The sequence below is a fragment of the Annamia dubia NIES-4383 genome (assembly GCF_055394725.1).
Window position 1 is genome coordinate 1,898,495 of the sequence record NZ_AP025630.1, and the last position, 26,415, is coordinate 1,924,909.

20 protein-coding genes and 1 tRNA gene are annotated in these 26,415 nt (G+C 33.0%); 9 read left to right on the plus strand and 12 right to left on the minus strand.

Annotated features, from left to right (window positions below; translation table 11 throughout):
- The first annotated feature begins 9 nt into the window (after nucleotides 1-9).
- Nucleotides 10-1,143 (plus strand): hybrid sensor histidine kinase/response regulator, encoded by a 1,134-nt coding sequence (locus Anndu_RS08605; protein WP_464103973.1) that lies wholly within the window; start codon nucleotides 10-12, stop codon nucleotides 1,141-1,143.
- A gap of 6 nt (nucleotides 1,144-1,149) precedes the next feature.
- Here Anndu_RS08605 and Anndu_RS08610 read toward each other — a convergent pair whose 3' ends face one another.
- The 5 genes from Anndu_RS08610 to trpC all read right to left on the minus strand — a co-directional run bounded on the left by Anndu_RS08610 (nucleotide 1,150) and on the right by trpC (nucleotide 5,561).
- A complete protein-coding gene (locus Anndu_RS08610; protein ID WP_464103974.1) occupies nucleotides 1,150-2,367 on the minus strand; it encodes an ATP phosphoribosyltransferase regulatory subunit in 1,218 nt (405 codons plus the stop codon).
- Nucleotides 2,368-2,500: 133 nt separating this feature from the next.
- Complete coding sequence (locus Anndu_RS08615) at nucleotides 2,501-3,409, minus strand: J domain-containing protein (RefSeq protein WP_464103975.1); 909 nt, start codon at nucleotides 3,407-3,409, stop codon at nucleotides 2,501-2,503.
- Nucleotides 3,410-3,553: 144 nt separating this feature from the next.
- The gene (locus Anndu_RS08620; protein ID WP_464103976.1) at nucleotides 3,554-4,390 is read right to left on the minus strand and encodes an inositol monophosphatase family protein; all 837 of its coding nucleotides are present in this window, start codon (nucleotides 4,388-4,390) and stop codon (nucleotides 3,554-3,556) included.
- A gap of 1 nt (nucleotide 4,391) precedes the next feature.
- Complete coding sequence (locus Anndu_RS08625; RefSeq protein ID WP_464103977.1) at nucleotides 4,392-4,616, minus strand: DUF5340 family protein; 225 nt, start codon at nucleotides 4,614-4,616, stop codon at nucleotides 4,392-4,394.
- Between the two features lie 63 nt (nucleotides 4,617-4,679).
- Entirely contained in the window at nucleotides 4,680-5,561 is an 882-nt protein-coding gene (gene trpC, locus Anndu_RS08630) for an indole-3-glycerol phosphate synthase TrpC (RefSeq protein WP_464103978.1), read from the minus strand.
- A 557-nt stretch (nucleotides 5,562-6,118) separates the two neighbouring features.
- Between trpC and rpsB the strand changes: the two genes are divergently transcribed.
- The 5 genes from rpsB (at nucleotide 6,119) to Anndu_RS08655 (ending at nucleotide 11,037) form a co-directional block, all read left to right on the plus strand.
- Nucleotides 6,119-6,919, plus strand: a complete 801-nt coding sequence (gene rpsB / locus Anndu_RS08635; RefSeq protein WP_464103979.1) for a 30S ribosomal protein S2 — start codon at nucleotides 6,119-6,121, stop codon at nucleotides 6,917-6,919.
- 119 nt (nucleotides 6,920-7,038) lie between these two features.
- Nucleotides 7,039-7,701, plus strand: coding sequence for a translation elongation factor Ts (tsf, locus tag Anndu_RS08640; RefSeq protein ID WP_464103980.1), 663 nt, complete (start codon nucleotides 7,039-7,041; stop codon nucleotides 7,699-7,701).
- Between the two features lie 96 nt (nucleotides 7,702-7,797).
- A complete protein-coding gene (locus Anndu_RS08645) occupies nucleotides 7,798-8,730 on the plus strand; it encodes a hypothetical protein (RefSeq protein WP_464103981.1) in 933 nt (310 codons plus the stop codon).
- Between the two features lie 149 nt (nucleotides 8,731-8,879).
- Nucleotides 8,880-10,190, plus strand: a complete 1,311-nt coding sequence (locus tag Anndu_RS08650) for an MlaD family protein (protein ID WP_464103982.1) — start codon at nucleotides 8,880-8,882, stop codon at nucleotides 10,188-10,190.
- 4 nt (nucleotides 10,191-10,194) lie between these two features.
- Nucleotides 10,195-11,037 (plus strand): prephenate/arogenate dehydrogenase, encoded by an 843-nt coding sequence (locus Anndu_RS08655; protein WP_464103983.1) that lies wholly within the window; start codon nucleotides 10,195-10,197, stop codon nucleotides 11,035-11,037.
- 115 nt (nucleotides 11,038-11,152) lie between these two features.
- Here Anndu_RS08655 and psaC read toward each other — a convergent pair whose 3' ends face one another.
- Nucleotides 11,153-11,398: a photosystem I iron-sulfur center protein PsaC gene (gene psaC, locus Anndu_RS08660; protein WP_464103984.1), complete on the minus strand. Its 246-nt coding sequence runs from the start codon at nucleotides 11,396-11,398 to the stop codon at nucleotides 11,153-11,155.
- A gap of 253 nt (nucleotides 11,399-11,651) precedes the next feature.
- Nucleotides 11,652-12,788 (minus strand): glutamine-hydrolyzing carbamoyl-phosphate synthase small subunit, encoded by a 1,137-nt coding sequence (carA, locus tag Anndu_RS08665; RefSeq protein WP_464103985.1) that lies wholly within the window; start codon nucleotides 12,786-12,788, stop codon nucleotides 11,652-11,654.
- A gap of 183 nt (nucleotides 12,789-12,971) precedes the next feature.
- Between carA and Anndu_RS08670 the strand changes: the two genes are divergently transcribed.
- Together Anndu_RS08670 and Anndu_RS08675 are read left to right on the plus strand one after the other, a co-directional pair.
- Complete coding sequence (locus Anndu_RS08670) at nucleotides 12,972-14,117, plus strand: hybrid sensor histidine kinase/response regulator (RefSeq protein WP_464103986.1); 1,146 nt, start codon at nucleotides 12,972-12,974, stop codon at nucleotides 14,115-14,117.
- Between the two features lie 117 nt (nucleotides 14,118-14,234).
- The gene (locus Anndu_RS08675; RefSeq protein ID WP_464103987.1) at nucleotides 14,235-18,227 is read left to right on the plus strand and encodes a chemotaxis protein CheB; all 3,993 of its coding nucleotides are present in this window, start codon (nucleotides 14,235-14,237) and stop codon (nucleotides 18,225-18,227) included.
- A 1-nt stretch (nucleotide 18,228) separates the two neighbouring features.
- Here Anndu_RS08675 and Anndu_RS08680 read toward each other — a convergent pair whose 3' ends face one another.
- The 4 genes from Anndu_RS08680 to Anndu_RS08695 form a co-directional block, all read right to left on the minus strand.
- Entirely contained in the window at nucleotides 18,229-20,448 is a 2,220-nt protein-coding gene (locus tag Anndu_RS08680) for a transglycosylase domain-containing protein (protein WP_464103988.1), read from the minus strand.
- Between the two features lie 76 nt (nucleotides 20,449-20,524).
- A complete protein-coding gene (locus tag Anndu_RS08685; RefSeq protein ID WP_464103989.1) occupies nucleotides 20,525-21,301 on the minus strand; it encodes an MBL fold metallo-hydrolase in 777 nt (258 codons plus the stop codon).
- Nucleotides 21,302-21,311: 10 nt separating this feature from the next.
- On the minus strand, nucleotides 21,312-23,639 hold the full coding sequence (locus Anndu_RS08690) for a CHASE2 domain-containing protein (protein WP_464103990.1): 2,328 nt from the start codon (nucleotides 23,637-23,639) through the stop codon (nucleotides 21,312-21,314).
- Nucleotides 23,640-23,727: 88 nt separating this feature from the next.
- Nucleotides 23,728-24,552: a DUF928 domain-containing protein gene (locus Anndu_RS08695; protein WP_464103991.1), complete on the minus strand. Its 825-nt coding sequence runs from the start codon at nucleotides 24,550-24,552 to the stop codon at nucleotides 23,728-23,730.
- A 342-nt stretch (nucleotides 24,553-24,894) separates the two neighbouring features.
- Between Anndu_RS08695 and Anndu_RS08700 the strand changes: the two genes are divergently transcribed.
- Nucleotides 24,895-24,966 (plus strand) — tRNA-Cys (locus Anndu_RS08700).
- Nucleotides 24,967-24,976: 10 nt separating this feature from the next.
- Here Anndu_RS08700 and Anndu_RS08705 read toward each other — a convergent pair.
- Nucleotides 24,977-26,350, minus strand: coding sequence for a UDP-N-acetylmuramoyl-tripeptide--D-alanyl-D-alanine ligase (locus Anndu_RS08705; protein ID WP_464103992.1), 1,374 nt, complete (start codon nucleotides 26,348-26,350; stop codon nucleotides 24,977-24,979).
- Between the last annotated feature and the right edge of the window lie 65 nt (nucleotides 26,351-26,415).

The window sequence follows — 26,415 nt, forward strand, 5'->3', positions numbered from 1 at the left end:
AATAAAAATATGAAAAAAATACTGATCATTGAAGATCAACCTCAAGTTAGGAGTAATATTGAACAAATTTTACAACTAGCAGATTTTGAAACATTGTCAGCCGAAAATGGACTTGAAGGGTTAAAATTAGCACGGGAATATAAGCCTGATTTGATTCTGTGTGATATTATGATGCCCCTCTTAGATGGTTATGGGGTATTATATCAAATTAAACAAGAGCAAAATTTAACTAATATTCCTTTTATTTTTCTGACGGCAAAAGTTGATCGGGATGATTTTCGCAAGGGCATGGAGTTGGGGGCTGATGACTATGTAACGAAACCTTTTACCCCCCAAGAGTTATTAACGGCGATCACTACACGCTTAAAAAAACAAGATTTAATTCAACAGGAAACTCAAACCCAGATCGATCAATTTTATGATTCTTTAAAATTATCTTTTCCCCATGAATTAAATACGCCTTTAAATGGAATGTTAATGTCTGCTAATTTAATTAAAGATTATAGTCATGGTTTAAATGCTGATAATTATCAAGAAACGGCCACCGACATTATAGAAGTTGCTGATATTTTAATAGAATCAACTAAAAGATTAGCCAAATTAACAGAAAAGTTTTTATTATATTTTCAGATTGAATTAATCACCAACAAACCTAAAGAAATTGAGAAATTAAAAATAGAATATACAAAATTAGATCCAATAGATATTACTTATATTGTTGTTGAGCAATCTCGCAAATTTAAAAGAGAAAATGATATAAAATTTGAAATTCATCAAGAACAAATTAAACTAAAAATTTATCAAAATCATCTTTTCAAGATTATCGAAGAATTGGCTAATAATGCTTTTAAATTTTCTAATGTTAATACCCCTGTGACTATATCATCTTTGATTAATGATCAAGAATATCAGCTTTCATTTATTAATGAAGGCAGGGGAATGACTGAAGAACAAATCAAAGCAGTTGGAGCATTTAGACAATTTGAAAGAAAAAAATATGAACAACAAGGGGCCGGTTTAGGCTTGGGAATTGTTCAAAAAATTCTGACAATTTATGACGGACAATTAAAGATTGAAAGTATAATTAATCAAATTACAAAATTTCATTTAATCATCCCCCTCTCCCTCAAGAAAGGGGGTTAGGGCTATTTATTCTAAAGTTTCTATTTCCGTATTTCCATCTGCCATCACCCAAATAATTTGAGGAATGGAACGACTACGGGCATATTCTTTTATTTCTTCAATATTGCGTCCACCTAGATCAATTTCTACTCGTTTTTTATCGGCTTTTTTTCTCAGTTTTTGAGCATAAATAAAGGCTTGACTTTTGGCCGAATCGGTTTTTGGAACGATTAAATAATCACTGATTAAAGTTTGTTCTAAATAACCTAAATCTGCTTGTAAACAAGCGTGTAATTCTTCAATATTTAAGGAAAAACCAACCCCAGGGGATGTTTTTTTCTGGGGATGATATAATCCTAATAATTGATCATAGCGGCCGCCTTGTCCTAAAATGCGCGATTGATGATCTTGAAAACTAACGATTTGAAACACAATTCCAGTATAATAATCAAAGTTTTTAACTAAACTTAAATCTAAGGTAATTGCTAATTGTTGTTCGCTAACTTCTTCTAATAATTGAATTAAATGTTTTAAGTTTTCTACTCTTGTTTGGGCAATGGGATCTAATTCAATTTGACTTAATTGATTTAATACTTTTTCGGGATTTCCTCTTAAATCAAATAACCATAAAGCCCTTTCTTTTAAGTGATCTTCAAGGTTTAAATTTTCTAATTGTACCCGATCTAAATTGGCTAAACAATGGCGAATTTCTTTTTTTAAATCCTCTGGAAAAGGGGTTAATAAAGAGCGAGTTAAATCAGCTTCTCCTAAGATTAAAGACCAATTTTCTAAACCTAATTCTTTAAAACTATCTGCTAATAATAAAAGTATTTCTGCATCGGCTAATAAACCTCCACTAAATAATAATTCTACTCCTGCTTGGTAAAATTCCAATTGGCGACCGTGATGGCCTTGGGGGGGGTTGCGAAACACATTGGCACGATAACAAAGACGTTGGGGAAAGGTTTGATCCCCCATGCGAGTAACCACCGCACGCGCGATCGAGGCCGTTAACTCAGGGCGTAAACCAAGACGTTTAAAAGAACTATCTTGCAACTGGATCACAGTGGGAGAGTCGATCGCACCTCCTGCCATTAAAGTATCTAACCATTCTAAAGTCGAGGTAACAATGCGCTGATAACCCCATCTTTGAAAGACTTTTTGTAATTTATCATTAATCCAAAATTTTTGAGCAACTTCTAAGGGTAAAATGTCTCTCGCTCCGGCCGGGGGTTGATGTATCATAAAGATTAATTAAGTAATTAGTATCAAGTTATTAATTAATATAGCTATTAGCTATTAGCTATCAGCTTATTTTATTGATAATTTAACATTTATTGTTAGCACTTTAAAATATTTTTTGATTAGATTAACTTGATTATTTTTTCCCCCCAAATAAGCCAAATAAACCCCCTGATTTTTTAGGCGTTTCTTTGGTAGTTTTAGTTTCAGGATTCATTTGATCTAACAGATCTTGACATTTTAGCGCTATTGTATTCTTAGGGTCTATTTGTAAAGCTTTTTTCACATGAACTCGCCCCATTGCTAACTGGTTTTCTTTAATATAAGCTAATCCTAATAAACTGTGAATTTCTGGCTCATTGGGATTACTTTTTAAGCCTTCTCTTAATTCTAAAACAGCCTTAGCATAATTATTTTTCTCAATGTATTCTTGCGCCCTTCTTAGATAAGGATTTTTCGGTTTTTCTGTTACCGAAGGAGCTTGAGGAGTGGACTCTGGGGCAGTTTTTCCATTAGAATTAACCGTTACTTGTGTTTGATTTTGGCTAACAGTTGACCCAATATTTTGTCCTTGAGTTAACATTAAATAAACTAAATTAAGCTCACTCAATTGAGCAATTTGAACTAAAGCACCCTTGATCGAATTATATTGTTGTTGGGCAATTTCATTAATCAAATTTTGATAAATAGCATCAATATTTCCCTGTGCCTGAAATAATTTTTTAGCCGACTCACTACCCAAGGTAATTTTATTAGCATCGGAAGCTAAACGCTTACCAATTTGAGTTAAAATAATTTGATGTTCTTTCCGATTTTGATCTTTTGATAAATTCTCATAGGCAGGATTAACTAATTTTGATAATAATTGACTAGCCATCTGTTTTTCCTGATCAGATGCGGCCTTACAGGTATCAGGATGTAAAGTTTGGGCTATTTTGAGGTATCTTTTGCGAATATCTTTGGCTTCAGCCTTCACCGAAAGCCCTAAAACAGCATGATAATCTGTTAAATCATATTTAAAAAGTCCATTGTCAATCGTAATCATAAAATTTTTCCGTTGATCTTTTTAACTTTATTATTTGTTTAGTCATTCTATAGTATGACTTACTTTTCAGTAAATTTAATGATTTTTTACTTAAAGTAAATTTGATTTTTCTCGGTAACCTTGTACTATAGTATATATATACCGTTAAAATTGGGGAGTGGGAACAATTAAAGGATTTTCTGATAAAGCTCTACTTAAACTACCATGAATTTTACCATTAGTGGCTAAAATTCTTCCTGATTTTAAGTCTAAAGGAGACAGATCATAAGCAGAAACCTCTCCTCCAGCCTCAGTAACTAAAACGATCCCCGCTACCATATCCCAAGCTTTGATCCCCCTTTCCCAATAGCCATCTAAACGCCCACAAGCCACATCTGTCAAGTCTAAAGCCGCCGATCCGCTTCTTCTCACTCCCTGTGTTAAGTGGGTTAAATAACAAAATTCAGCATAGTTATTATCCTCTGTTTCACAGCGATCATAGGCAAAACCAGAAACCAATAAACTTTTTTCTAATTCAGAGGTTTGTGAAACTTGAATTGAGCGCTGATTAAGAGTTGCGCCTCGCCCCTTTGCCCCTTGAAAAAGCTCATTTCTAAAGGGATTATACACCACCCCCACTTGGGGAATACCGTTAATTAACAGCCCGATCGAAACCGCCGAAACAGGATAACCATGAGCATAATTAGTAGTCCCATCAAGGGGATCAATTGCCCATAAATACTCACTATCCTCATTTCCTTTCAATCCAGATTCTTCCGCTAAAATTTGATGAGTAGGAAAATGACTCTGTATTATTTCTAAAATTACTTTTTCAGAATGTTGATCAGCCTCGGTAACAAGATCGCCCGATCGCCCCTTTTCTTTAATAGATTCAAGTTTACCCCAATATTGTAATAAAATTGTACCAGCACTTAAAGCGGCCTCAGTGGCAAGATCTAAAAAGGGTTGTAAATTTAATTTTTCTGTTGAATTTTTTAACATTTTATTCATTAATTGAATTATGATATTCAAAGGGAATATTTAATTGTTCACAAGTAGTTTCGATTTGTTTTTGTTGAGAAAGAGCCTTTCTAATAGTAAACATTAATTCTTGCACTTGTCTTCTCAACTCCATTGAATGTTGAGTAGAAATAGATAAACTTTCTTTCTCTAATAATCTTAAAATATGTTCGTATTGATCACGAGTTGGTAAAGGGATCGGGTTCATTTTAATTAATAATTGAAAATGGATAATTGATAATTAGATAATTAATTGACAAAGAAAAAATCACTAATTAAATAAATTTTGAATAGCAATAGTTTGATCGGCCTGTTTAACTAAAGACTCTCCAATTAAAACAGCAGAAGCACCCCCATCTTTTACTAATTTTAAATCATCACTATTATGTAAACCAGACTCACTAACGATTAAAATATCACGATCATTAATAATAGTTTCCCTTGCCTGAATTAAATTAATAGTAGTTTGTAAATCAACAGAAAAATTTTGTAAATTACGGTTATTAATGCCAATTAAATTAACACCATCAAGGGCTAAAACTCGATCTAATTCCTCTAAAGTATGAACTTCAATTAAAGGAGTCATCCCCAAACTTTTAACAATTTTCACGAAATATTTTAAATCCTGATCATTTAAAATAGCCGCTATTAATAAAACAGCATCAGCCCCCTTCGCCCTAGCAAAATAGATCTGATAAGGATAGATCACAAATTCTTTACATAAAAGGGGTAAATCAACCGTTTGACGCACCAAAGCCAAATTATCAAAACTACCTTGAAAAAACTTTTCATCTGTTAACACAGATAAACAACTAGCCCCTCCCTTTTCATAAGCTTTTGCAATAGCCACAGGGTTAAAATCCGCTTTAATAATACCCTTACTAGGGGAAGCTTTTTTCACTTCAGCAATTAAAGCAGGTTGAGTTTTCCCCTGTTTTAAAGCGCCATAAAAATCCTTAACAGGAGGTGCTTGAGTAATTTGTTTTTGTAATTCTAATAATGATAAACGCTCACGCATTTGAGCAACTTCTTTTTCCTTATGCCAAACAATTTCTTCTAAAATATGATTAGGTTTAGCATCAGGTAAATTAACTTGATATTGTAAATTACTAACATTAACAGGAGGATTAGGGTGTTTTCTTCTGATTTCCATAAAAATTTAATCTAAATTAATATATTTTAAGATTTTGGTAATTATAGCATAAAATGAACAATTGATGCAAAATATGATCATTGATCAACAAATTAAATGAAAATTTCTTGAAAAACTCTTATTAAGTTAAAAAATAATTTAACCATGAAAAAATATCAATTAATTATTACATCCCCTGATTTATGATCATTTAATTAACTTATTTTTTTAGCTTTTCTAAAACATTTCTAAAACAATTAATTGACTAATCAATAATATATTAAGCCTCAATCAACTATGGTAAATTTTATGGTAAATTTTGCCATAATCCCATCTTGCTCACCCCTTTTTAACCATCCTTAAAAATTGGGATCAATTAAGTATTTTTCCTTAATTTTTCCAGATTTTAGATCAAAGCTTGTTTAATTTAGTCAACTTGTGGTATAATAGCGAGGTTGTCTAAAAATCGCACATCTAAAACTTCGGGTGTTTCTCAAACAGAAAACAGATTTGACTGGTAACTGAACAGAAATCCCTTTAGATGGAGGTTAAACCCGAATAGGAGTTAAAATTTTAATATGTCCGTTGTTTCATTAGCCGAATTATTAGAATCTGGTGTTCATTTTGGCCATCAAACTCGCCGTTGGAATCCGAAAATGTCTCCTTACATTTTCACCGCGCGTAATGGTGTTCATATCATTGATCTGGTTCAAACTGCCGAATTAATTGAAGATGCTTACGATTATATGAGAAAAGCATCCGCTAAAGGCAAAAAAGTTTTATTTGTGGGTACAAAACGCCAAGCCGCCGGAATTATTGAGAAAGAAGCTACCCGTTGTGGAGCTTATTACATTAATCAGCGTTGGCTTGGAGGGATGTTAACCAACTGGGAAACCATTAAAACTAGAGTTGAACATTTAAAAGAGTTAGAAGCTTTAGATGCTAGTGGTGCAATCGATCGCCGCCCGAAAAAAGAAGCATCCGTTTTACGCAGGGAATTAAGTAAACTCAAAAAATACTTAGGCGGAATCAAAAATATGCGTAAAGTTCCCGATATTGTGGTAATTGTTGACCAAAGACGGGAATATAATGCGATCCAAGAATGTCAAAAATTAGGGATTCCCCTTGTGTCAATGTTAGATACTAACTGTAATCCCGATGGTATTGATCTTCCTATCCCAGCCAATGATGATGCGATCCGCTCTATTAAATTAATTGTTGGTAAGTTAGCCGATGCTATTTATGAAGGGCGTTATGGTGCGGGATCCCCACCTGATGCTGACTATGAAGAATTTGAGGAAGAATTAGAAGAAAGCAACGATGACTACGAAGATGAAGAAGTCGTTGAAGAATATGAAGATGATGATTCTGAAGACTAATTTTTAGTTATTCATCATTTGTCATTTCATTGATCAGTAATACGGGTATCCTAACACCTAAAACCAAGATACTTGTATTACAACATAATTAAAAATATTATTAAAGGAGTAAATTAATCATGGCTGACATTTCAGCAAAACAGGTTAAAGAATTGCGCGAAAAAACAGGCGCAGGTATGATGGACTGTAAAAAAGCCCTCAAAGAAAGCGATGGCGATTTTGAAAAAGCGATCGAGTGGTTACGTCAAAAAGGAATCACCTCTGCGGAGAAAAAAGCCAGTAGAGTGGCCGCAGAGGGCATCGTGGCTAGTTATATCCACACAGGCGGTAGAATCGGCGTATTAGTAGAAGTTAACTGTGAAACCGATTTTGTGGCTCGTGGTGAAACATTCCAAACTTTAGCGCGTAACCTTGCCATGCAAATTTCTGCTTGTCCCAATGTGGAATATGTTAAAGTAGAAGACATCCCCCAACAAATCGTTGATAAAGAAACAGGGATTGAAATGGGGCGTGATGATTTAGCGGGTAAACCCGATAATATTAAAGCTAAAATCGTGGAAGGGCGTATCCAAAAACGCTTAAAAGAGTTATCTCTTTTAGATCAGGATTATATTAGAGATAGTAATATTACTGTGGCCGATTTAGTCAAACAAACTACCGCACAATTAGGTGAAAATATCCAAGTCAGACGCTTTACCCGTTTTGTTTTAGGGGAAGGTATTGAGAAACAAGAATCTAATTTTGCTGAAGAAGTGGCCGCTCAAGTTGGTGGCTCGAAATAAATTGACAGTTGACAATTAACAGTGGACAATTGACAATTAAAAAAGTTATTGTCTACTGTAAATTGTTAATTATTAAATAATTATTAATTGTTGTTTATGGCAAAATCCATTGAAACGATCAAACAAGATTTAGCCACTTTAGAAGAAAGTACCGTTAATTTAGCGGTGCAATTGCGCCAATTGTACCGTAAATATTTAGATTTATTAAAAGATTCTGTGCAAAAACAGTTAATCTTAGCAGGTTATCAAATTTGTACTCAAACCTATCCCCAAACTTTTTTAGATTTATCGGTTAATCAACGTCAAAATTTACAACACAAATTCAGAGAAGCGGGGAAAAAAGTCGCTTCTGATTTGTTATTTTTACTTAATAATCCTTCTGAAAATAGTCAAAATTTATCCGAGCCAGAATTAATTAATCCTCCTCAATCTTTATCTTTTCAAAGGGATATTATTCCCGATTTAACGGAGCGATCGCCCGATCAAATGTTTAATAAAACTATCATTGAAGAAAGGGGTATTAATGTTAGTAATACCAATAATTATTTGGTTAATGATAATTTAATCACTGAAGTAATACCCAAGGATCCTGAAAGTTTAGTAGAATGGTATCAAAACTTAGAAAAAGATATTTCTAATTTATTAGAAAATATCTCAAAACAAGTCAATTTAATATTACATGATAGTGGGATGTTTCCCCTCAAAATTCCAACCCAATTATTAGATATGGCTATCGAAGCCCATGAAAGTCAAGAAGCAGTTAGTGGGCCTCCTAACATTTTAAATTTATTAGTAGAAGTTCAAAATCCTGAATTATCCGAAGATGGTAATTTAACAAAAATTACCGCTATTCGTTTAAAATTATCGGAAATTGAATTTGCAGATCCCTTATTAAGCTCCCAACGCAATCAAATTCACAATTTATTGCCAAAATTAAATAGTTTGCGCAAACAATATCAAAATAAGCAACAAGAAAAATCTATTGTTGAGGCTGAATTAGCATGGAGAGCGAGTTGGTATGAGGATTAATTAATAATTGATAATTGATAATTAATATTATTAATTATAAAAATTCTGACTACCTACTTATTTTTTAGATAAATAATAATATTATTATATAATTGTTATTACTAGATCAACTCATCATTGGTAACTAGTCACTGACAAGAGGAGGAATAATGAGATCGAGAACATTTAGACAGGGATCCGTAGGTTTATTAATCATTTTTACCACTTTAATTTTAATTGGTGGCATTGTATGGTTAAAACGTCTAACATTGAATGCTAGTAGCTATAGTATTTATGTTAATTTTGCTAATGCCAACGGTTTGAGGGAAGGGGGATCTGTTTTTTATCGTGGCTTTGAAGTTGGTAAAATTATCGGCGTAAAAAGTAGCGCCAATGGCATTGAAGTTAAAGTTGAAATTACTCAGCCCGATCTGCGTATCCCTAAAAATACCATTTTAGAAGCCAACCAAGGCGGTTTAATTGGTGAAACCAGTCTTGATCTTGTGCCTCAAACGGATGTCGCTTCCGCCGCCATGTCTCTGGATCCCCTTGACAAAAATAATTGTGATCCCAATTTAATTATTTGTAATGGTGATAAATTGAGTGGGCAAGTTGGCTCAAGTTTTAATGAGTTGGTGCGCACCGCCACCGCTTTAAGTGAGACTTATAGTAAACCAATTTTTGCTGAGAATGTCAATTATACCTTACAAAATACCGCTTTAGCCGCCAAAGAAATTGCAAGTTTAAGTAAAGAATTAGCCCGTTTATCGGTGTCTGTACGTCAAGAATTAGGCTCTATTTCTACCACGGCCAATGCCTTTACCCAAATAGCAAAAGATACCTCTCAAGAATTATCTTTAACGGCGAATCAATTTTCAAATACTGCCAAAAAATATGGTGATACGGCTGACGAATTAACAGCCTTAGTTACTAATATGAATAGTTTAGTTTCTGAAAATAGAGGCACATTAGTAGCGACTTTAAATAATATTAGCAGTACCAGTCAAGAATTAAAAATGATTATGACAGATTTAAGCCCAATGGTAGGGGAATTAAATGCTAGTTTTGATCCCAATGATATTAATAATTTAATTAATAATTTAGAAACCTTAACCGCTAATGCGGCCGATGCTTCAGGTAATTTAAAAGATGTATCAGCTAGATTAAATGATTCTACTAATTTAGTCATGTTACAACAAACTTTAGATGCGGCCAGAGTTACCTTTACTAATACTCAAAAAATAACTTCTGATCTTGATGAATTAACTGGTGATCCTGAATTTAGAAGTAATCTTTTAAGGTTAGTTAATGGTTTAAGTAATTTAGTTTCTTCCACTGATCAATTAGAAAATGAAATACAAGTAGCACAGATGTTAGAATCTCAACAAGAAACTTTGATTCAACAGCAACAAAATGTAGCAATTAATAATGAAAATAAAGAAAATTCTCTTTCTGAAACACAAATAACAAATAATAAATAATAATATGAAAAATATCGGCATTATTGGCTTAGGTTTAATAGGCGGTTCTTTAGGCTTAGAACTGCGAGAAAAAGGTTTTAGGACTTTTGGAGTGTCACAAAGGGAAAAAACTCGTCAGAGGGCATTAGAAAGGGGCATTGTGGACGAAATTAGTGAGGGGTACAGCCTTTTAAATCAATGTGATTTAATTTTTATTTGTACTCCCATTGATGCAATTATTCCCACCGTTAAAGATTTAATCCCCTATTTAAAACCGGAAACAATCATTACTGATGTTGGCTCAGTTAAGGGAAAAATTGTACCTGAATTAAGTCAATTATGGCCTAATTTTATTGGGGGACATCCCATGGCCGGAACGACTGAAAGCGGTGTAGAATCAGGTTTTATTGGTCTTTTTAAGAATGCTCCCTATGTCTTAACTACCACTGATCAAACATCAGCAAAAGCAATTGATTTAATGACAGAAATTATTAAATTATTAAACAGTCGTTTATATTTTTGTTCACCAGAAGAACATGATCAAGCAGTGGCTTGGATTTCCCATTTACCTGTGATGATTAGTGCTAGTTTAATTCAATCTTGTGTCAATGAAAAAAATTTAAAAGTATTAGAATTAGCGAAAAATTTAGCCAGTTCAGGCTTTAAAGATACCAGTAGAGTAGGGGGAGGAAATCCCGAATTAGGTTTAATGATGGCTCAATATAATCAACAGGAATTATTGCGATCGCTCTTAGAATATCGAGAACATTTAGATCAAATCATATTAGATATTGAACACAAAAATTGGCAAAATTTACAACAAAAATTAATTCAAAATCAACAATTACGCCCAGAATTTCTTAATTAAATTGAAATTTTCTATTATTAACTAATCTTAAATCTATCGTAATCCAGATAGAAACTGCCAAGAAAGTACCTATTTTATAGGTACTTCCTCAAAAACTAGAGTTTAAAGATCATAATTAGTAAGCTAGACCCATACTACGGGTTGTTTCAGCTCCTAAATAAACTCGTACACTGATAAAGTCGGTAGGACAAGCAGTTTCACACCGTTTGCAACCGATACAATCTTCAGTACGAGGAGAAGAAGCAATCTGTTGTGCTTTACATCCATCCCAAGGCACCATTTCTAATACATCGAGAGGACAAGCACGGACGCACTGAGTACAACCAATACAGGTGTCGTAGATTTTGACTGAATGAGACATTGAATAGTAACTCCTTAATTAAGGGGGTAATCTTTGGTTTATCAAAAATTAGATGATTAAAGTTTAGTTTACCTTAGTAAAAAAAAATTTAGACAAAAGGTAAAATAATCTAAATCTACACTTTAAAACAGTTTACAGCCATTATATATTAAATAATTTTAATTTTTGCTAATTTTTATTACAGATAGTTTCAAAAATCGGGGACTGATCAAATCCCCGATTTGTTATTCTAAGATAATGATCGATCGCCAAATTAAGCCTTATGTTCTCGCATTAAATTGACAAATTTTTCAAATAAATAATCCGCATCGTGGGGGCCGGGACTGGCTTCAGGATGGTATTGCACCGAGAAAAAGGGTAAACTTTTATGCCGTAAACCGGCCACGGTGTGATCATTAAGATTAAGATGGGTGATTTCTACTTCAGGTGCGAGGGAGTCGGCATCAATGGCAAAACCGTGATTTTGACTGGTAATTTCTACCTTTTGTTTTAAGCCGGCCGGTTGATTTAAGCCACGATGGCCAAATTTTAATTTGAAAGTTTGCGCCCCTAAAGATAAACCTAAAATTTGATGTCCCATGCAAATACCAAACATCGGTTTTTCCGCTTTTAAGAGTTCTTTCGTCACAGCGATGCCCTCAGTCACGGCCGCTGGATCACCCGGCCCATTGGACAAGAAAATACCGTCTGGATTATAATTTAAAATAACTTCTGGAGCAGTGTTCGCCGGAACAACAATCACTTTACAACCATAACTAGCCAATCGTTTAAGAATATTGCGTTTAACCCCAAAATCAATGGCCACAACGGTTAAAATATCGGTTTGAGATTGAGAGGTGGTAAAATCCCAATGTTGATCCGTTCCTTCTTGCCATTCATAGATTTCAGTCGTTGTCACCTCTTTGACCAGATTTAAGCCCGTCATATTGGGGGCTTCTTGAATTTTGGTTAAGAGAACTTTAGGATCTAAAAATTCGGTGGAAATAGCCCCATTCATCGCCCCCACTGATCTTAACTTTCGGGTAAGATCACGGGTATCAATACCGTAAATGCCAATAATCTGATGTTGACTCAGATAATCGGGTAGGGATTGGGTAGAACGCCAGTTACTTGGACGATGGGTAATATTACGACAGATTAACCCTTTGACATGGGGATGATGGGATTCCTCATCTTCTGGATTGACTCCAGTATTGCCCAACTCTGGATAAGTAAAAGTGACGATTTGCCCTTGATAACTAGGATCGGTGAGAACTTCTTGATAACCAGTCATTCCGGTATTAAACACCACTTCGCCAAGGGTTGTTCCCATCGCTCCACAAGACCATCCTTTATAGCTTGTACCATCTGCTAAGACTAAAATAGCAGGAGTTTTATCTTTAAGTAACATAAGATCTGATTTTATTTTATAGTTATAGCAATTTAATTTAACTTTACTGGTTAATGTATCAGGGATTTGCTTGTTACAAACAAATATTCTTTTTGATTTTGATTAAATTTTCTTGACATCACTATCAGTTGACAGTTAATTGATGAGATTTCACCCCTACCCTCTATTGCTCCTATTGTGATCATGGTTAATTCATTTTATCATCAAAAATCTACTATTTTAGTAGTGGATGATCAGAGTAAAAATATTTCAATTTTAGGTAAAATTTTACAGGAACAAGGTTATAATTTGGCTTTTGCTTTAAGTGGAAAAGAGGCTTTAGCTTTGATTGAACATAATGCTCCTGATCTAATTTTACTGGATTTATTAATGCCAGAAATGGACGGTTTAGAAGTTTGTGAAATTATTAAAGCCAATCCTGTATTTACCCAAATTCCGATTATTTTTTTAACTGCTTCCCATGATCAAAAACATTTGATTTGTGCTTTTGAAAAAGGGGCGGCGGATTATGTGACTAAACCTTTTCAAAAAATGGAGTTGTTGGCGAGGGTGAAGCATCATTTAAAATTAAAACATCAAACGGAAAAATTAAAAATTAGAGAAATAGAATTAAGTCAAGCTTTAGCCCATGAAAAAGAAATTAGTGAGTTTAAAAATAGGATTATTTCTGTTGCTTCCCATGAATTTCGTAGCCCCATGACTGTGATTTTAGGTTTTACTCAACTGTTATTAAAACATTATCCTGTTTTTTCTCAAGAAAAGATTACTAAGTATTTATTAAGTATTGAGACTTCAGCGAAAAAAATTACTAATATGATTGATGATTTATTAACTTTAAGTCATATTGATGCGGGTAAAATTAATATTAATCCAGTGACTTTAAATGTGATTGAATTTTGTCAAAAATTAATTTTAGAAATGAAAGATAGTATTGCTCATGATCATCAAATTGAATTGAAAATTAGCCAAAATTTTGAGCAGTTACCACGACCGATCATTTTAGATAAAAAATTGTTAGAATATACTTTATATAATTTAATTTCTAATGCGGTTAAATTTTCGGAAAAACAATCTTTAATAATTGTAGAATTAAGTTATAATAACAAATATGCTATTGTTAAAGTCACGGATCAGGGGATTGGTGTTCCGATGGAAGAACAAAAACATTTATTTGATTTATTTTACCGTGCTTCTAATGCTAAAGATATTCAAGGAACAGGTTTAGGCTTAAATATTATTCAACGATATATTGAACTACAAAATGGCAAAATTGAGGTTCAAAGTCGAGAAAATATTGGTACAAGTTTTACGATTTATTTACCTTATTAGTTAATAAGTGAAAATGTATAGTTTATTAATCAATTTTAAATCGAAAAATAAATTTTTTACTTATTATTTTCAATTTTATATTGTTAAGTAAAGCTTTGTAATAATCCCCGATAATTTATGATCACAAATAATGATTTTTATGTAATAGGAATTGGTGCATCGGCTGGAGGTTTAAAAGCCCTTGAAGAATTTTGTAAACAACTTCCCTCCCAACTAAATGCGGCCTTAATTATTGTTCAACATTTATCATCTGATTTTAAAAGCTTAATGCAAGAATTATTAAGCAGATATACAAATATTCCCGTTAGTATTATTACTGATCAATTGAAAATTAAACCTAATTATATCTATTTATTACCCCCAGGTTATGCCCTCGAAATCAAAGATCATTTATTTCATCTAACCCTTAAAAATAAGGAAAAAAATTCGCAAAATTTACCCCGTTTTATCATAGATAAATTTTTTAAATCTTTAGCTATTAATTATCAAAAAAAAGCGATTGGCATTATTTTATCAGGTACGGGCAGTGATGGCACTCAAGGGCTACAAGCAATTCATTTAGAAGGGGGTATTTGTTGTGTACAATCACCTGAAACGGCGCAATTTGATGGAATGCCCCAAAATGCCATTTCTACAGGTATTATTGATTATATTCTTTCCCCTGCCAATTTAGTTCAAAAAATTAAAGATCTCGTGGAAAAAAAACATAATTTACAGCCAAAAATTCCCATTTCTTTAAACAATTTAGAGCAAATTATTCAGTTACTTTCCCAATCAGAAAAGTTAGATTTTTCCGCTTATAAACCAACAACTTTAATCAGAAGAATTAATTATCGAGCATCTTTAGGCGGTTATCAAAATATAGAAGATTATATTGATTATTTGACTAATTCTACTGAGGAAAAATCTCGATTAAAAAATGATATTTTAATTAATGTTACTTGTTTTTTTCGAGATATTTATGTTTGGAATTATTTAGAAACAGAAATTTTACCGATGATTCTTTCTAAACTTGACTATGAAGATCAATTAAGAATCTGGGTAACAGCTTGTGCTACGGGAGAAGAAGCCTATTCAATGGCTATTTTAGTTACGGAAGCGATCGCTAAAACTAATAAGAAAATTAAAGGAAAAATATTTGCTACCGATATAGATCATCAAGCCCTAAGAATCGCCTCAGAAGGGATTTATCCCCTATCTATTGCTAATAATATTTCCCCTGAGCGTTTAGAGAAATTTTTTATTAGAAAAGATCAACATTTTATGGTTTCTAAAAGTTTAAGAGAAATGATTATTTTTGCAACCCATGATTTAACTAAAAATGCAGGATTTAGCAGGATGCACTTAATTACTTGTCGTAATACTTTAATTTATATGCAACCAAAATTACAGCAAAAAATTTTAAAAATGTTGCATTTTTCCCTCGAATATAAAGGGATTTTATTATTAGGATTAGCCGAAACATTAGCGGATTTAACTAATGAATTTATCTCGATTCACCCCCAATGGAAAATTTATCAAAAACGCCGTAATGTTCATCTTTCTTTATATTTTACCCCTACAGAATATCATTTTCCTTCTCCTATTTTACCTCCAAAAAATGATCAAAATTTACAGGAAACAGTTATTTATGATGCTTTTGCGACTTTAATGGAACAAAAAAAAGCTACTTGTTTTTTAATTAATCCACGTCAAGAAATTATTTATATTATTGCCGATGGTGCTAAAATGCTTCAACTTGATCAGGGAAAAATTAGTTGGCAAATAGATCAAATTTTACCTAAAGAATTACAATTTAAAATCAACAGTGCTTTTAATTATCTTAACTTACAAAATCCGACTATTTCCTATAGTAATATTTATGTTAAACAAAAAGAAATAGATCAAGAAATAGATAGAAAAGTTAATTTACAAGTAACTTATTATCAAAAAGATTTAGAAGATTTTTATTTAATTTTTATCGAAAATTATATCGAGCAATTTTCTCAGATTGATTTAGATAATTTAACGGAAGATCAGAAAATTAAAAGTATTAAAGAATTACAAAAAAATTTAGATATTACTAAAAAAAATCTGGAAACAACTATTAGAAAATTAGAAATTATTAATGAACAAAAACAAACAACTAATGAAGAATTAATGACCGCTAATGAGGAGTTACAAACAACCAATGAAGAATTACATTCCCTCAATGAAGAATTGTATACAATTAATGCAGAATATCAGTCAAAAATTCAAGAATTAACCCAACTTAATAATGATATTAATAATTTACTAGATAGTACGGAAATAGGTGTTATATTTTTGGATCAATTTTTAACCGTTAGAAAATTTACTTCCGCTTCTACTGTTGCCATTAATTTAAAAGAAACTGATCTAAAAAAATCTATTTTCCCTGTTTCCCATAATATGAATTGTGATAATTTGATCGAGATTTTACAAACAGTATTAATCACGGGAAAAAGTCAAGAAAAAGAAGTTTTAATAAAGCAAACAGGGGAATATTTATTAATGAGAATATCCCCCTATCGTACCCATGAAAATAAAATTGATGGTATTGTTTTAACTTTTATTAATATTAATCCCTTAAAAAATATTCAATTAGCATTAGAAAAAGCTACCCATAATGCTCAAGTTGCTAATCAAGCAAAAAGTGAATTTATTGCTAATATGAGTCATGAAATTCGTACTCCTATGAATGCGATTTTAGGCTTTTCTAATTTATTAAAAGAAAAGATCAAAGAAGATCATTATGCTTCCTATTTAGATTCAATTATTTCTAGTGGTAATACTTTAATTTCTTTAATTGATGATATTCTTGATTTATCAAAAATTGAGGCGGGTAAATTATTATTAAATTATGAAGAAGTTAATTTAAAACAGTTAATTTTTGATATTAAAAATATTTTCTCTCAAAAAGCACAGGAAAAAGGACTTTCTTTAGTTACTAATCTATTAGAAGTTTTAAGTATTAATATTAAATTTGATGAAATTCGTTTACGTCAAATTTTATTTAATTTAGTGGGTAATGCTATTAAATTTACAGAAAAAGGTAAAATTTTAATTAAAGTTAAAATCGAAAAAATACCCGATCAAAATAATAAGATTAATTTAAAAATTGTTGTACAAGATACGGGTATTGGTATCGCCCCTGAACAACAAAAATTTATCTTTGATGCTTTCCATCAATCCGAGGGGCAAAGTACCAGAAAATATGGGGGAACGGGCTTAGGATTGACCATTACTAAGCGTTTAACGGAAATGTTAGGGGGTACAATTGAAGTCAAAAGTAATCAAAATCAAGGTAGTTATTTTCGCCTATTTTTTCCTAACATTGAAACGGTAAATGTTGTTACTAAAAAATCTTATGTTAAACCAAATTTAGAACAAAGTTTAAATCAATTTTTCCCTTTAAAAATATTAGCAATTGATGATGTTTTTACTAATTTAATTTTATTTCAAGGTTATTTTGAATATACTCATCATGAATTATTATTAACTCAAGATGGAGAGGAGGGAATTAATCTGGCTCGTCAAGATCGTCCCGATTTAATTTTATTAGATTTAAAAATGCCAAAAATGGATGGTGAAATGGTCATTAAAGAACTTAAAAAATATCCTGAAACTAAAGATTTACCTGTAATTATTATTACTGCTTCCACTCGTCAAGAAGACTATCAAAAATTAAAAGAAATTTGTGAAGGTATTATTATTAAACCCGTTAATCGTCAACAATTAATTGAAACTTTAAAAAAAATATTTCCGATTAATGGCAAGGTTGAAAATAAAAGTAAAATCATCACAAATCAACCAAAAATTAGAGAAAATTTAACTCCTGAAATTAAAGAAAATTTAGCTAAATTAATCATTGAACTACGGCTACAACAAGAAAAAGTAAATCAAGATTTAGGTCAAACTCGTTTTATGAATAATTTAGAATTATTGGCGAATAAACTGTTAAATTTAGGCCAAAAATATCAATATCAACCTTTAGTTGATTATGGTAATAATTTATTAATTCATATTGATAATTTTGATGTAGAAAATATTGCTAAAAGTTTGGATTATTTTCCAATTTTAATTAATTCTCTCGAAACTTTAATTAATTAATTTAATTAATTACTTCTTTCATATATTTAGCCCATAAACTAGCCGCCTGACTACTACTATTATTGGTGGGAGAATTGTTATCATTTCCTAACCAAATTCCGGTGACAATATTTTGATTGGTAAGATAGCCAATAAACCATAGATCCACGCCCTTATTAGTCGTTCCCGTTTTTCCCGCTTCTCCTAAGCCTAAATAAGCTTTGCGCCCTGTGCCACTACTGACTACACTTTGCATCATTTGAGTCATAATCTGAGCCGTACTCGGAGAAATTACCTGTTGATTCCCAAAACCCTCATTTTCCGCATTATCTTCAAAGGAATAAATAATTCTACAAGTTTTATAATTACTAAAATCCTCACAATTACTACTGTCTCTAATTACCGCAATTCCATGAGGGCGATTCCAAATTCCATTATTGGCAAAAGTAGCATAAGCTCCGGTAATTTCTAAAACATTAACTTCACTTTCTCCTAAAACTAAACCCGGATTTTCTTTTAAAGGAGAATTAATACCCAATTTTTTTGCATTTTTAATTGTTTTTTTTAACCCTACATCCTGTGCAATTCGCAAAGCAATCACATTTTCTGATTGAGCCAAACCCCGAAACATATCAATATTACCGCCACTGCGCTCACAGGGGCGATATTGTTGGCCTTGCCAAACCAAACCATTACAAGAATAGGTTTTATAGGGAGAAATGCCATCTTCCAAGGCGGCCGCATAAGCAAAAACTTTAAAAGTTGATCCCGGCTGTCGTTGAGACTGGGTAGCTCTATTAAATTCCGTTTCAATGCCCCCCGTCATAGCCAAAATTCCCCCCGTTTTTGTATTAAGAGAAACTAACGCACCTTGAGAAAAATTTCCTTGTCTGCCTTGTTCCCTGATCCCACGTTCAAGGGATTTTTCCGCTTTTTCTTGCATTTTTAAATCAATGGTTGTTTCAATGATAAAATTACCTTCTCCCGCTAACTCTGCCCCTAATACTTGTTTTAATTCCTGAAAAATATAGGCATAAAAATGAGGGGCGAGGATATTGGTGAAAGCATCTCTGGCTTGGTTACTGACTACGATCCGAGTTCTTCGGGCGTTTTCCGCCTGTTGAGCGTTGATCATGCCCTGATCCTTCATGCGTTGAATAATCCGATTTCTTAACCCTAAAGCGGTATCATAATCTTTGACGGGGTTAAACTCATTCGGCGCGGGTAATACCGCCACTAAGGTGGCCGCTTCCTCGATCGTTAGCTCTTTGGCCGGTTTTTCAAAATAAAATTGAGACGCATCTTCAAAACCAGTTAAATTAATTCCTAAATAAACTCGGTTTAAATAAGTTAACATTAATTCATCTTTACTATAAAAAGTTTCTAATTTAGTAGAAACAATTATTTCTCTTAATTTGCGTTGTAGATTATTTTCCCTTCCCACCTCTTTAAAAATACTTCTGGATAACTGTTGTGTTACCGTACTAGCACCCTGTTGACCCCCCTTTAAAGTAATCAAAACCGCCCTCATAATACCAAGGGGATCAACTCCGAAATGCCAATAATAACGACTATCTTCAGAGGCGATCACTGCTAAGGGTAAATAGGGAGAAAACTCTTTTAGTGTTTTCATTTCCCTTGGAACTTTATTAGAGGTTTTTCTGAGGGTAGTTTGTCCGTCTCTGGCATAAACTACCACACCGCCACGCCCCACTCTGGGCAATTCATTAACGGAAAATTGTGACCAAGCAATAGTCAATAAAATCAGTAAAAAACCGCTAAAACCGCCGATGGCATATAAACTATAACGAATTGCCAAGATCCACCAAGGAGGGGGGTTGATGAATGTTACTTCAACGGAATTGGCCAATTCTGGTGGCCCTAAATTAACTTTTGTGCCATGATAGAGGATGACGGATTTTTGACGATGTTTTCCGACAAATACTCCGTTTTTCGAGTTTTCATCCTTAAGCATAAATAATCGAGGATTCTGAGGAAAACGAGTTACGGAACAATGGAGACGGCCGATCAAATTATTTTCAATTTTAATATTAGATTGGGAACTGCGGCCGAGGGTATAATGATCGCCGATTAATTGGTGAATTTCAGGGGTTTTATTTTGATCATCTTGAATTTTTAGCTCGGCTACGGTGGCTTTTGGTTTTAATTTAACTTGAATATTTTGAACAAATTGGGTGGCGATCTGAGTAAAATTAGTTTTAGGGGATTGGGGATTGGTCATAGAAGGGATCTAGTGGGATTTTAATTTAACTAAACTTAATATTTTATCAAAAAATCAGGTTTTAAGCTTTCAGTTTTCAGTGATGCGGTGCGATCGCAAAGGTTTGACCTTTTGTGACAAAGCCTAAAAAACCATCTTTGAGGGCATCGGGTAAAGCTAAAGGCTGATAGCCATAAAGCCACATTTTTTGTTTAATTTGGGGGGGTAAATTAATTAATTCACTATAATGGGCATGAACTGTGGTGGGATAAAGAGCCGTTTCACAATCTTGAAAAATTAAATCAGCTTTTTCATAATATTTAAAATGCAAATCTAAACATAATTGGGAGTCGGTGGTTAAAAAGATTTTAACTCCATCTATTTCAAAATATAAACCATAACTAGGCATTAAATAAAAACCATTATCTACATGAATAACTCTCACTAATTCAAACTTAATATTTTGCCAATAAAAATAGCGTTGGTGATCAATAGTTTTAACATTAAAATAACTTTCTAAAGTGGCGAATTTTCCTTGTAAAGATTTCATTCCTCCTGATAAACTGGTTTCCCATAATTCACTGGCTAATTCTTGACTAATATATAAATTCGGTTTGGAACATTGGGGATCAAAAAGGGTACTTATACCCGCATATTCTAGGCCTCCCACATGATCCGCATGGAGATGACTAATATAAATATCTGTTAGATCAAGATGGGAAAAACCTGCTTCATATAAAGAAAAACGAAGATCAGAACCGCAGTCAATTAACAGTTTTTCTCCTGTATCTTTAATGATCAAAATATTAGATTGATAATTATCTGTGCCAACGGTAAAAGCTGATCCAGAACCTAAAAAAAGTAACTTAGTCATAATTAATTATCTAGGATTTGTGTTTAAGTAAAGCTTGATAAATTTCTCCTAATTGTTGTTTGAGATCAGGAGAAACGGCGGTAAATCTAATGAAAAAGTAGCCTTGATCAGCAGGTTTTTCTAAAACTTTTCCATAAAGATCTTCACTATTAACTGTTTGTTTTTGGTCTAATAAATTAATTTTAATATTAGTTAAAGGTTTTGGGCAAGTTAATAATTGTACTTGATCTAATTGGGCTAATTTAATCTGAATTTTAGCACCTTTTTCTGATAATTCGACAATTTCGCCCAATGTTATTTCTTGACTAATATCTTTTCCTTCTAATACTGAATATTGAAGTTTGATCGCCTCTGTTAAATTGACATAAATTTCTTGATCTTCGGGTAAAAATAAATTATATTCATCTTCAATTCCGCCGATTTCATAAATAGTTATTGCTTTTTTTACTCCTTTAGGGGAAACCTCCCTTTGTCCTACTAATTTTAAATTAGCATTGGCTTCCTCCATCGTGGTTTCTGAAATCACGATTTGCCCCCCAATGGTATAGGATTCAATGCGATAGGTCAAATTAACTTGACTGCCCACTACTCCATATTTACTTCTTTTTTCTGAGCCTATATTACCTACGACTACTTCCCCCGTATTGATGCCGATCCCCATTTCTAGGGGGGGTAAATTCCATTTTTTCATCTGTTCATTGACGAGCTTCATGGCTAGTTGCATTTCAATGGCACAGGCGATCGCCCTTTTAGCATCGTCATGACGTGCGATCGGTGCGCCAAATAATACTAATATACCATCACCCATAAATTCGTCAATTGTGCCATTATACTTGGTGATCACGTCTGCCATATAACCTAAATAAAAGTTTATAATTTTCACTACTTCCTCTGGGGGGAGACGCTCAGAAGTGGCGGTAAAGCCTCGGAGATCCGATGTTAAAATGGTGATTTTTTTCCTTTCTCCTCCTAATTTTAATCCTTCTGGACTCTCTAAAAGGGTAGCTACAATTTCATTGCTTAAATAGCGGCCAAAGGTGTTGCGAATATCTCCGGCCATTCTGGCCATATAGGCTGTAATGGCGATCGCCGAGCCTCCCAAGGCAAATAAAGGAGGAATAACTGGTATCCACCAACTATAAACAAAAGCCACAAAGGTTGTTAAAATTAAGACAATGGCCACAAAAAAAACAAAAATTAATCTAAAACTAGCGAAAGAATTTGCTTTTTGGGTGTAACGTAAACACCAAGTTAAAATTGAAGCTAATAAAGCCCAGAAAAAAGTCCAAATTCCATCTAATAATTCAGGGAAAATAGGATTAATTTTGCCGTCAAAATTAGGGTTATTTTGAGTTTTTAAAAAGAGAAAAATTAGATCGCTAGTTGTTCTAATTAAAGGGCGATTATCTAAGGCTAAACTTAAAATTTGACTGGCAATATTGGCATGAATTTCTACTCCATACATTCTTTGAGAAGGAGTAATACTATAAGGAGTAAAGAAGAAATCTCCCGAACTTTCGGCAACGTGACCAATTAAAATTATGCGATCTTTGCCCCATTTTTGGGGAATTTTATCTTCTAAAACATCACTGATCGACACTAGATCAAAATGATTATTACTACCTCGATAATTGAGTAAAATTTGATAACTTCCATCATCTACATTGACATAACCACCATCATGTTTATAAACTTTTCTTAATATTTTTCCTTGTATTTGCCACCATTTTTGATATTGGGGTAAAGCTTTAACTTTAATTCCTTCTCCCTCTAAATACATTAAGGCCAATAACAACCCAAAAGCATAATAAGTTTTATCGTTTTTAGGTTGATAAGTTAAAATTGTTCTTCTAATTTTTTGATCTACGGGATCTAATAATAAATCATTTGAACCTGCATATTTAATATTAGGAGGGGGAGGAATTACATCAATATCCTTATTACCAATAACTTTAGTGATACCAATAATATTAGGTGAGTTTTTAAAAATATTATTTAATTCGGAAGTTCCGGGTTCGATCGGTACATCTCGATAAATGTCTAAGCCGATGGCACGGGGCTTCATGGCTTTTAATTTAGTTAATAATTTGGCATAAACTTGATCGGAAAAAGTGCTACTATTTTTTCTTTGAATATCTTTTTGCGTAATACCCACAATAGCAATTCTTTGATCTGGTTTTTCCATAGGCCTGAGTCGCATATATAAGTCAAAACTGGCTAACTCAAGTATTTGAAAACCACCTAATAAACGAATGACAATAATTAAGATGGAAATAGTGGGGGCTGTCAACAAAACGCCACGCCATTCCCAAAACCAAGTTTTAACGGTTTTCCACACGAAAATTACCCCACATAAAAGAACATCTTAATTATAAAAAATCAAACTTGCTTTAAAATAACTAATGACGAATGACCAATAATATTAATTATTGAATTTCTTTAAATCCATTTTCATCAACCACACCGATTAAATTTGTTTGTGGATCTAAACCAAAATAGTCAAATAATTCAGTTAAATATTCTGAATTTTCATTGTTATTACTATTATTTAAAAATAGACTTAAAACCTTATGCCATAAATTATGACGAATATAAACATTTGCCATTGCTTCTTCTATTGAAGAAGCATTTTCTTGACTAGGATTATTTCTTGCACTTTCTAATTCATTATTTAATTGAGACTCTTGATTATTATTTAAAGGCTCGATCGCACCCCAAACATATTCATCACTACTGCGATCAAATTCTTGACAAACTAACGCTAATTCCCATTTATAAACATTATTTTCTTGCAAATTAAGATTATTAGGTAAATCTAATCTAACTAAACCCTTTTTATTTTGAGGTATCTCAAACTCTTGAAAATAAACAAATTGAGTATTATTCCCTAAAATTAAAAATTCGGCTCTGAGGGCTTTAGTTTCGGGTAAATACCAGTAAACAGAAAGATTTGAGTTCTGAGCATCGGAGTCCAAAGACTCAATATGATTGACTTGACGGGACATTAACACAGTTAAAGGTGCTTGAGTGCTATCGGTACATCTATTATCAGGCGCTCTCCTCCCACCGCCTACCGTTCCGGTGGTGATATTGCCATCAGAAGGAGCATCTGGCAGGTCTAAACTAATCATTTGTGCCTCAGAATTTGATAAATTTAATAATTCTGAAAGGGTAAAAGCTCCTGTTTTGATCGTGGGGAAAATTAAAGTTGTGGTCAGGACTAAAGTTGGAATTAATTTACTTAATTGCATGATTAATAATACCTCTTGATTTCTGATTATAAAAATTTTAATAAATATTTGTTTGAGAGAAGCCCCCTTTATTAGTTGACAATTGACGATTGATTAATTCGTTTTAAAACCTACCTTTTGAAGTAGAGGTAATTGTTGATGGTCAATTGTTAAACCTTAACAAAAAATCTTCAATCCTGTAGATTAACGCAAAATTTGATCAAGTATGGCTTTTATAGACTTTATTCTAGCCTTGGAAGTTCCTTTCAGTTAAAAATTTTGATCTATTTTAAAAATTTTTTAATTTTAACTTAACAAATTACAACTTTTATGTTATAGTTAGATTCCAGTGAGTTAAATCACGGCGGCATAGCCAAGTGGTAAGGCAGAGGTCTGCAAAACCTTTATCCCCCAGTTCGAATCTGGGTGCCGCCTTTAAGTTAATTTAATCTTGAACTTGATCCCTTTTTTGATTGAAAAACATAATTAATTTTTCAACCAATTTATTTAAACCAACAGAGTTAGATGCTTTAAATAAAAGGCGATCGCCCGATTGAATTGTATTTAATAAAGCCTCAAATAAAGTCTCTTGATCCGTAAAAGACTGGGTAGGAATACCCGAAGATCCCTCAGCCATGGCCAAAGTTTCCGGATCATCTACTAAAATAAAAAGGTGATCAAGATTAAGGGCTTTTGCCTTTGCTCCCACTTGATAATGTAACTGGGTGGCTTGATCCCCTAATTCCTTCATTGTGCCTAAAACCGCCAAATGTCTTTGGCCGGGGGTGTTTTTTAGTAATTCTAAAGAAGCTAACATTGACTCTAAACCTGCGTTATAAGTCTCATCGAGAATGATTAAATCATTATTTAATTGATATTGTTGAGATCTGCCTTTGAGCAAGTCTATGTTGACTCCTTGGGTTAATAAATGCCAGTCTATGTTTAAAACTTTGGCCACGGCTAAGGCGGCTAAATAATTTAAAGCATTATGGCGGCCGGGTAAGGGTAAGGGGAAAATTTGCCCTTCTACTTCTAGGGTGTGAAGATCTAATAATTTCCCTTGGAGATCGCCCCCTTCTAAGCCATATTTAATGGTTTCACCTCTCCACACGGTGGAAGCGGTTTTGATCAATAAGGGATTATCATGGTTTAAAATAGCTACGCTAGAGGGGTTTAAATGCTCTAAAAGCTCACATTTAGCCTGAGCGATGGCCAATTCTGAGCCAAGACGACCTATATGAGCCGTTCCCACATTAGTGATCACCCCAATTGTTGGCCGGGCAATTTGGGTTAATTCGGCAATTTCTCCTTTTGCCCTCATGCCCATTTCAATAACGGCATAATTATGCTGATGATTTAAGCCTAATAAAGTTTTAGGAACGCCAATTTCATTGTTATAATTAGCAGAAGTTTTGAGGACTTTTCCTTGGGTGGATAAAACGGCGGAGATTAATTCTTTAGTGGTGGTTTTGCCTACGGATCCCGTAATTCCGATGATCGGAAAAGTGAATTGTTCTCGCCACCATGTCCCAATTTTTTGATAAGAAATTAAGGTATTTTCTACTATTAATTGGGGAATTTCTAAGGGTAATTCGGTATCAACAATAGCGGCGATTGCTCCTTTTTCTTGAGCGATTTTGACAAAATTATGACCGTCAAAATTATCTCCTTTTAAAGCGAGAAAAACCTCTCCTTGTTTGATGGTGCGGCTATCGGTATTAATACCAATAATAATTTGTTCTAAATTAAGATGATGGTAATTTTTAGGAAAAACTTTGATAATTTGACAAAGTTGGGCTAGGGAAATTTGAAAAGACATAAATAAAATTACAAATTAATAAATTAAATAGAAAAATTATCTAATTTTAACATTTAGCTAATAAA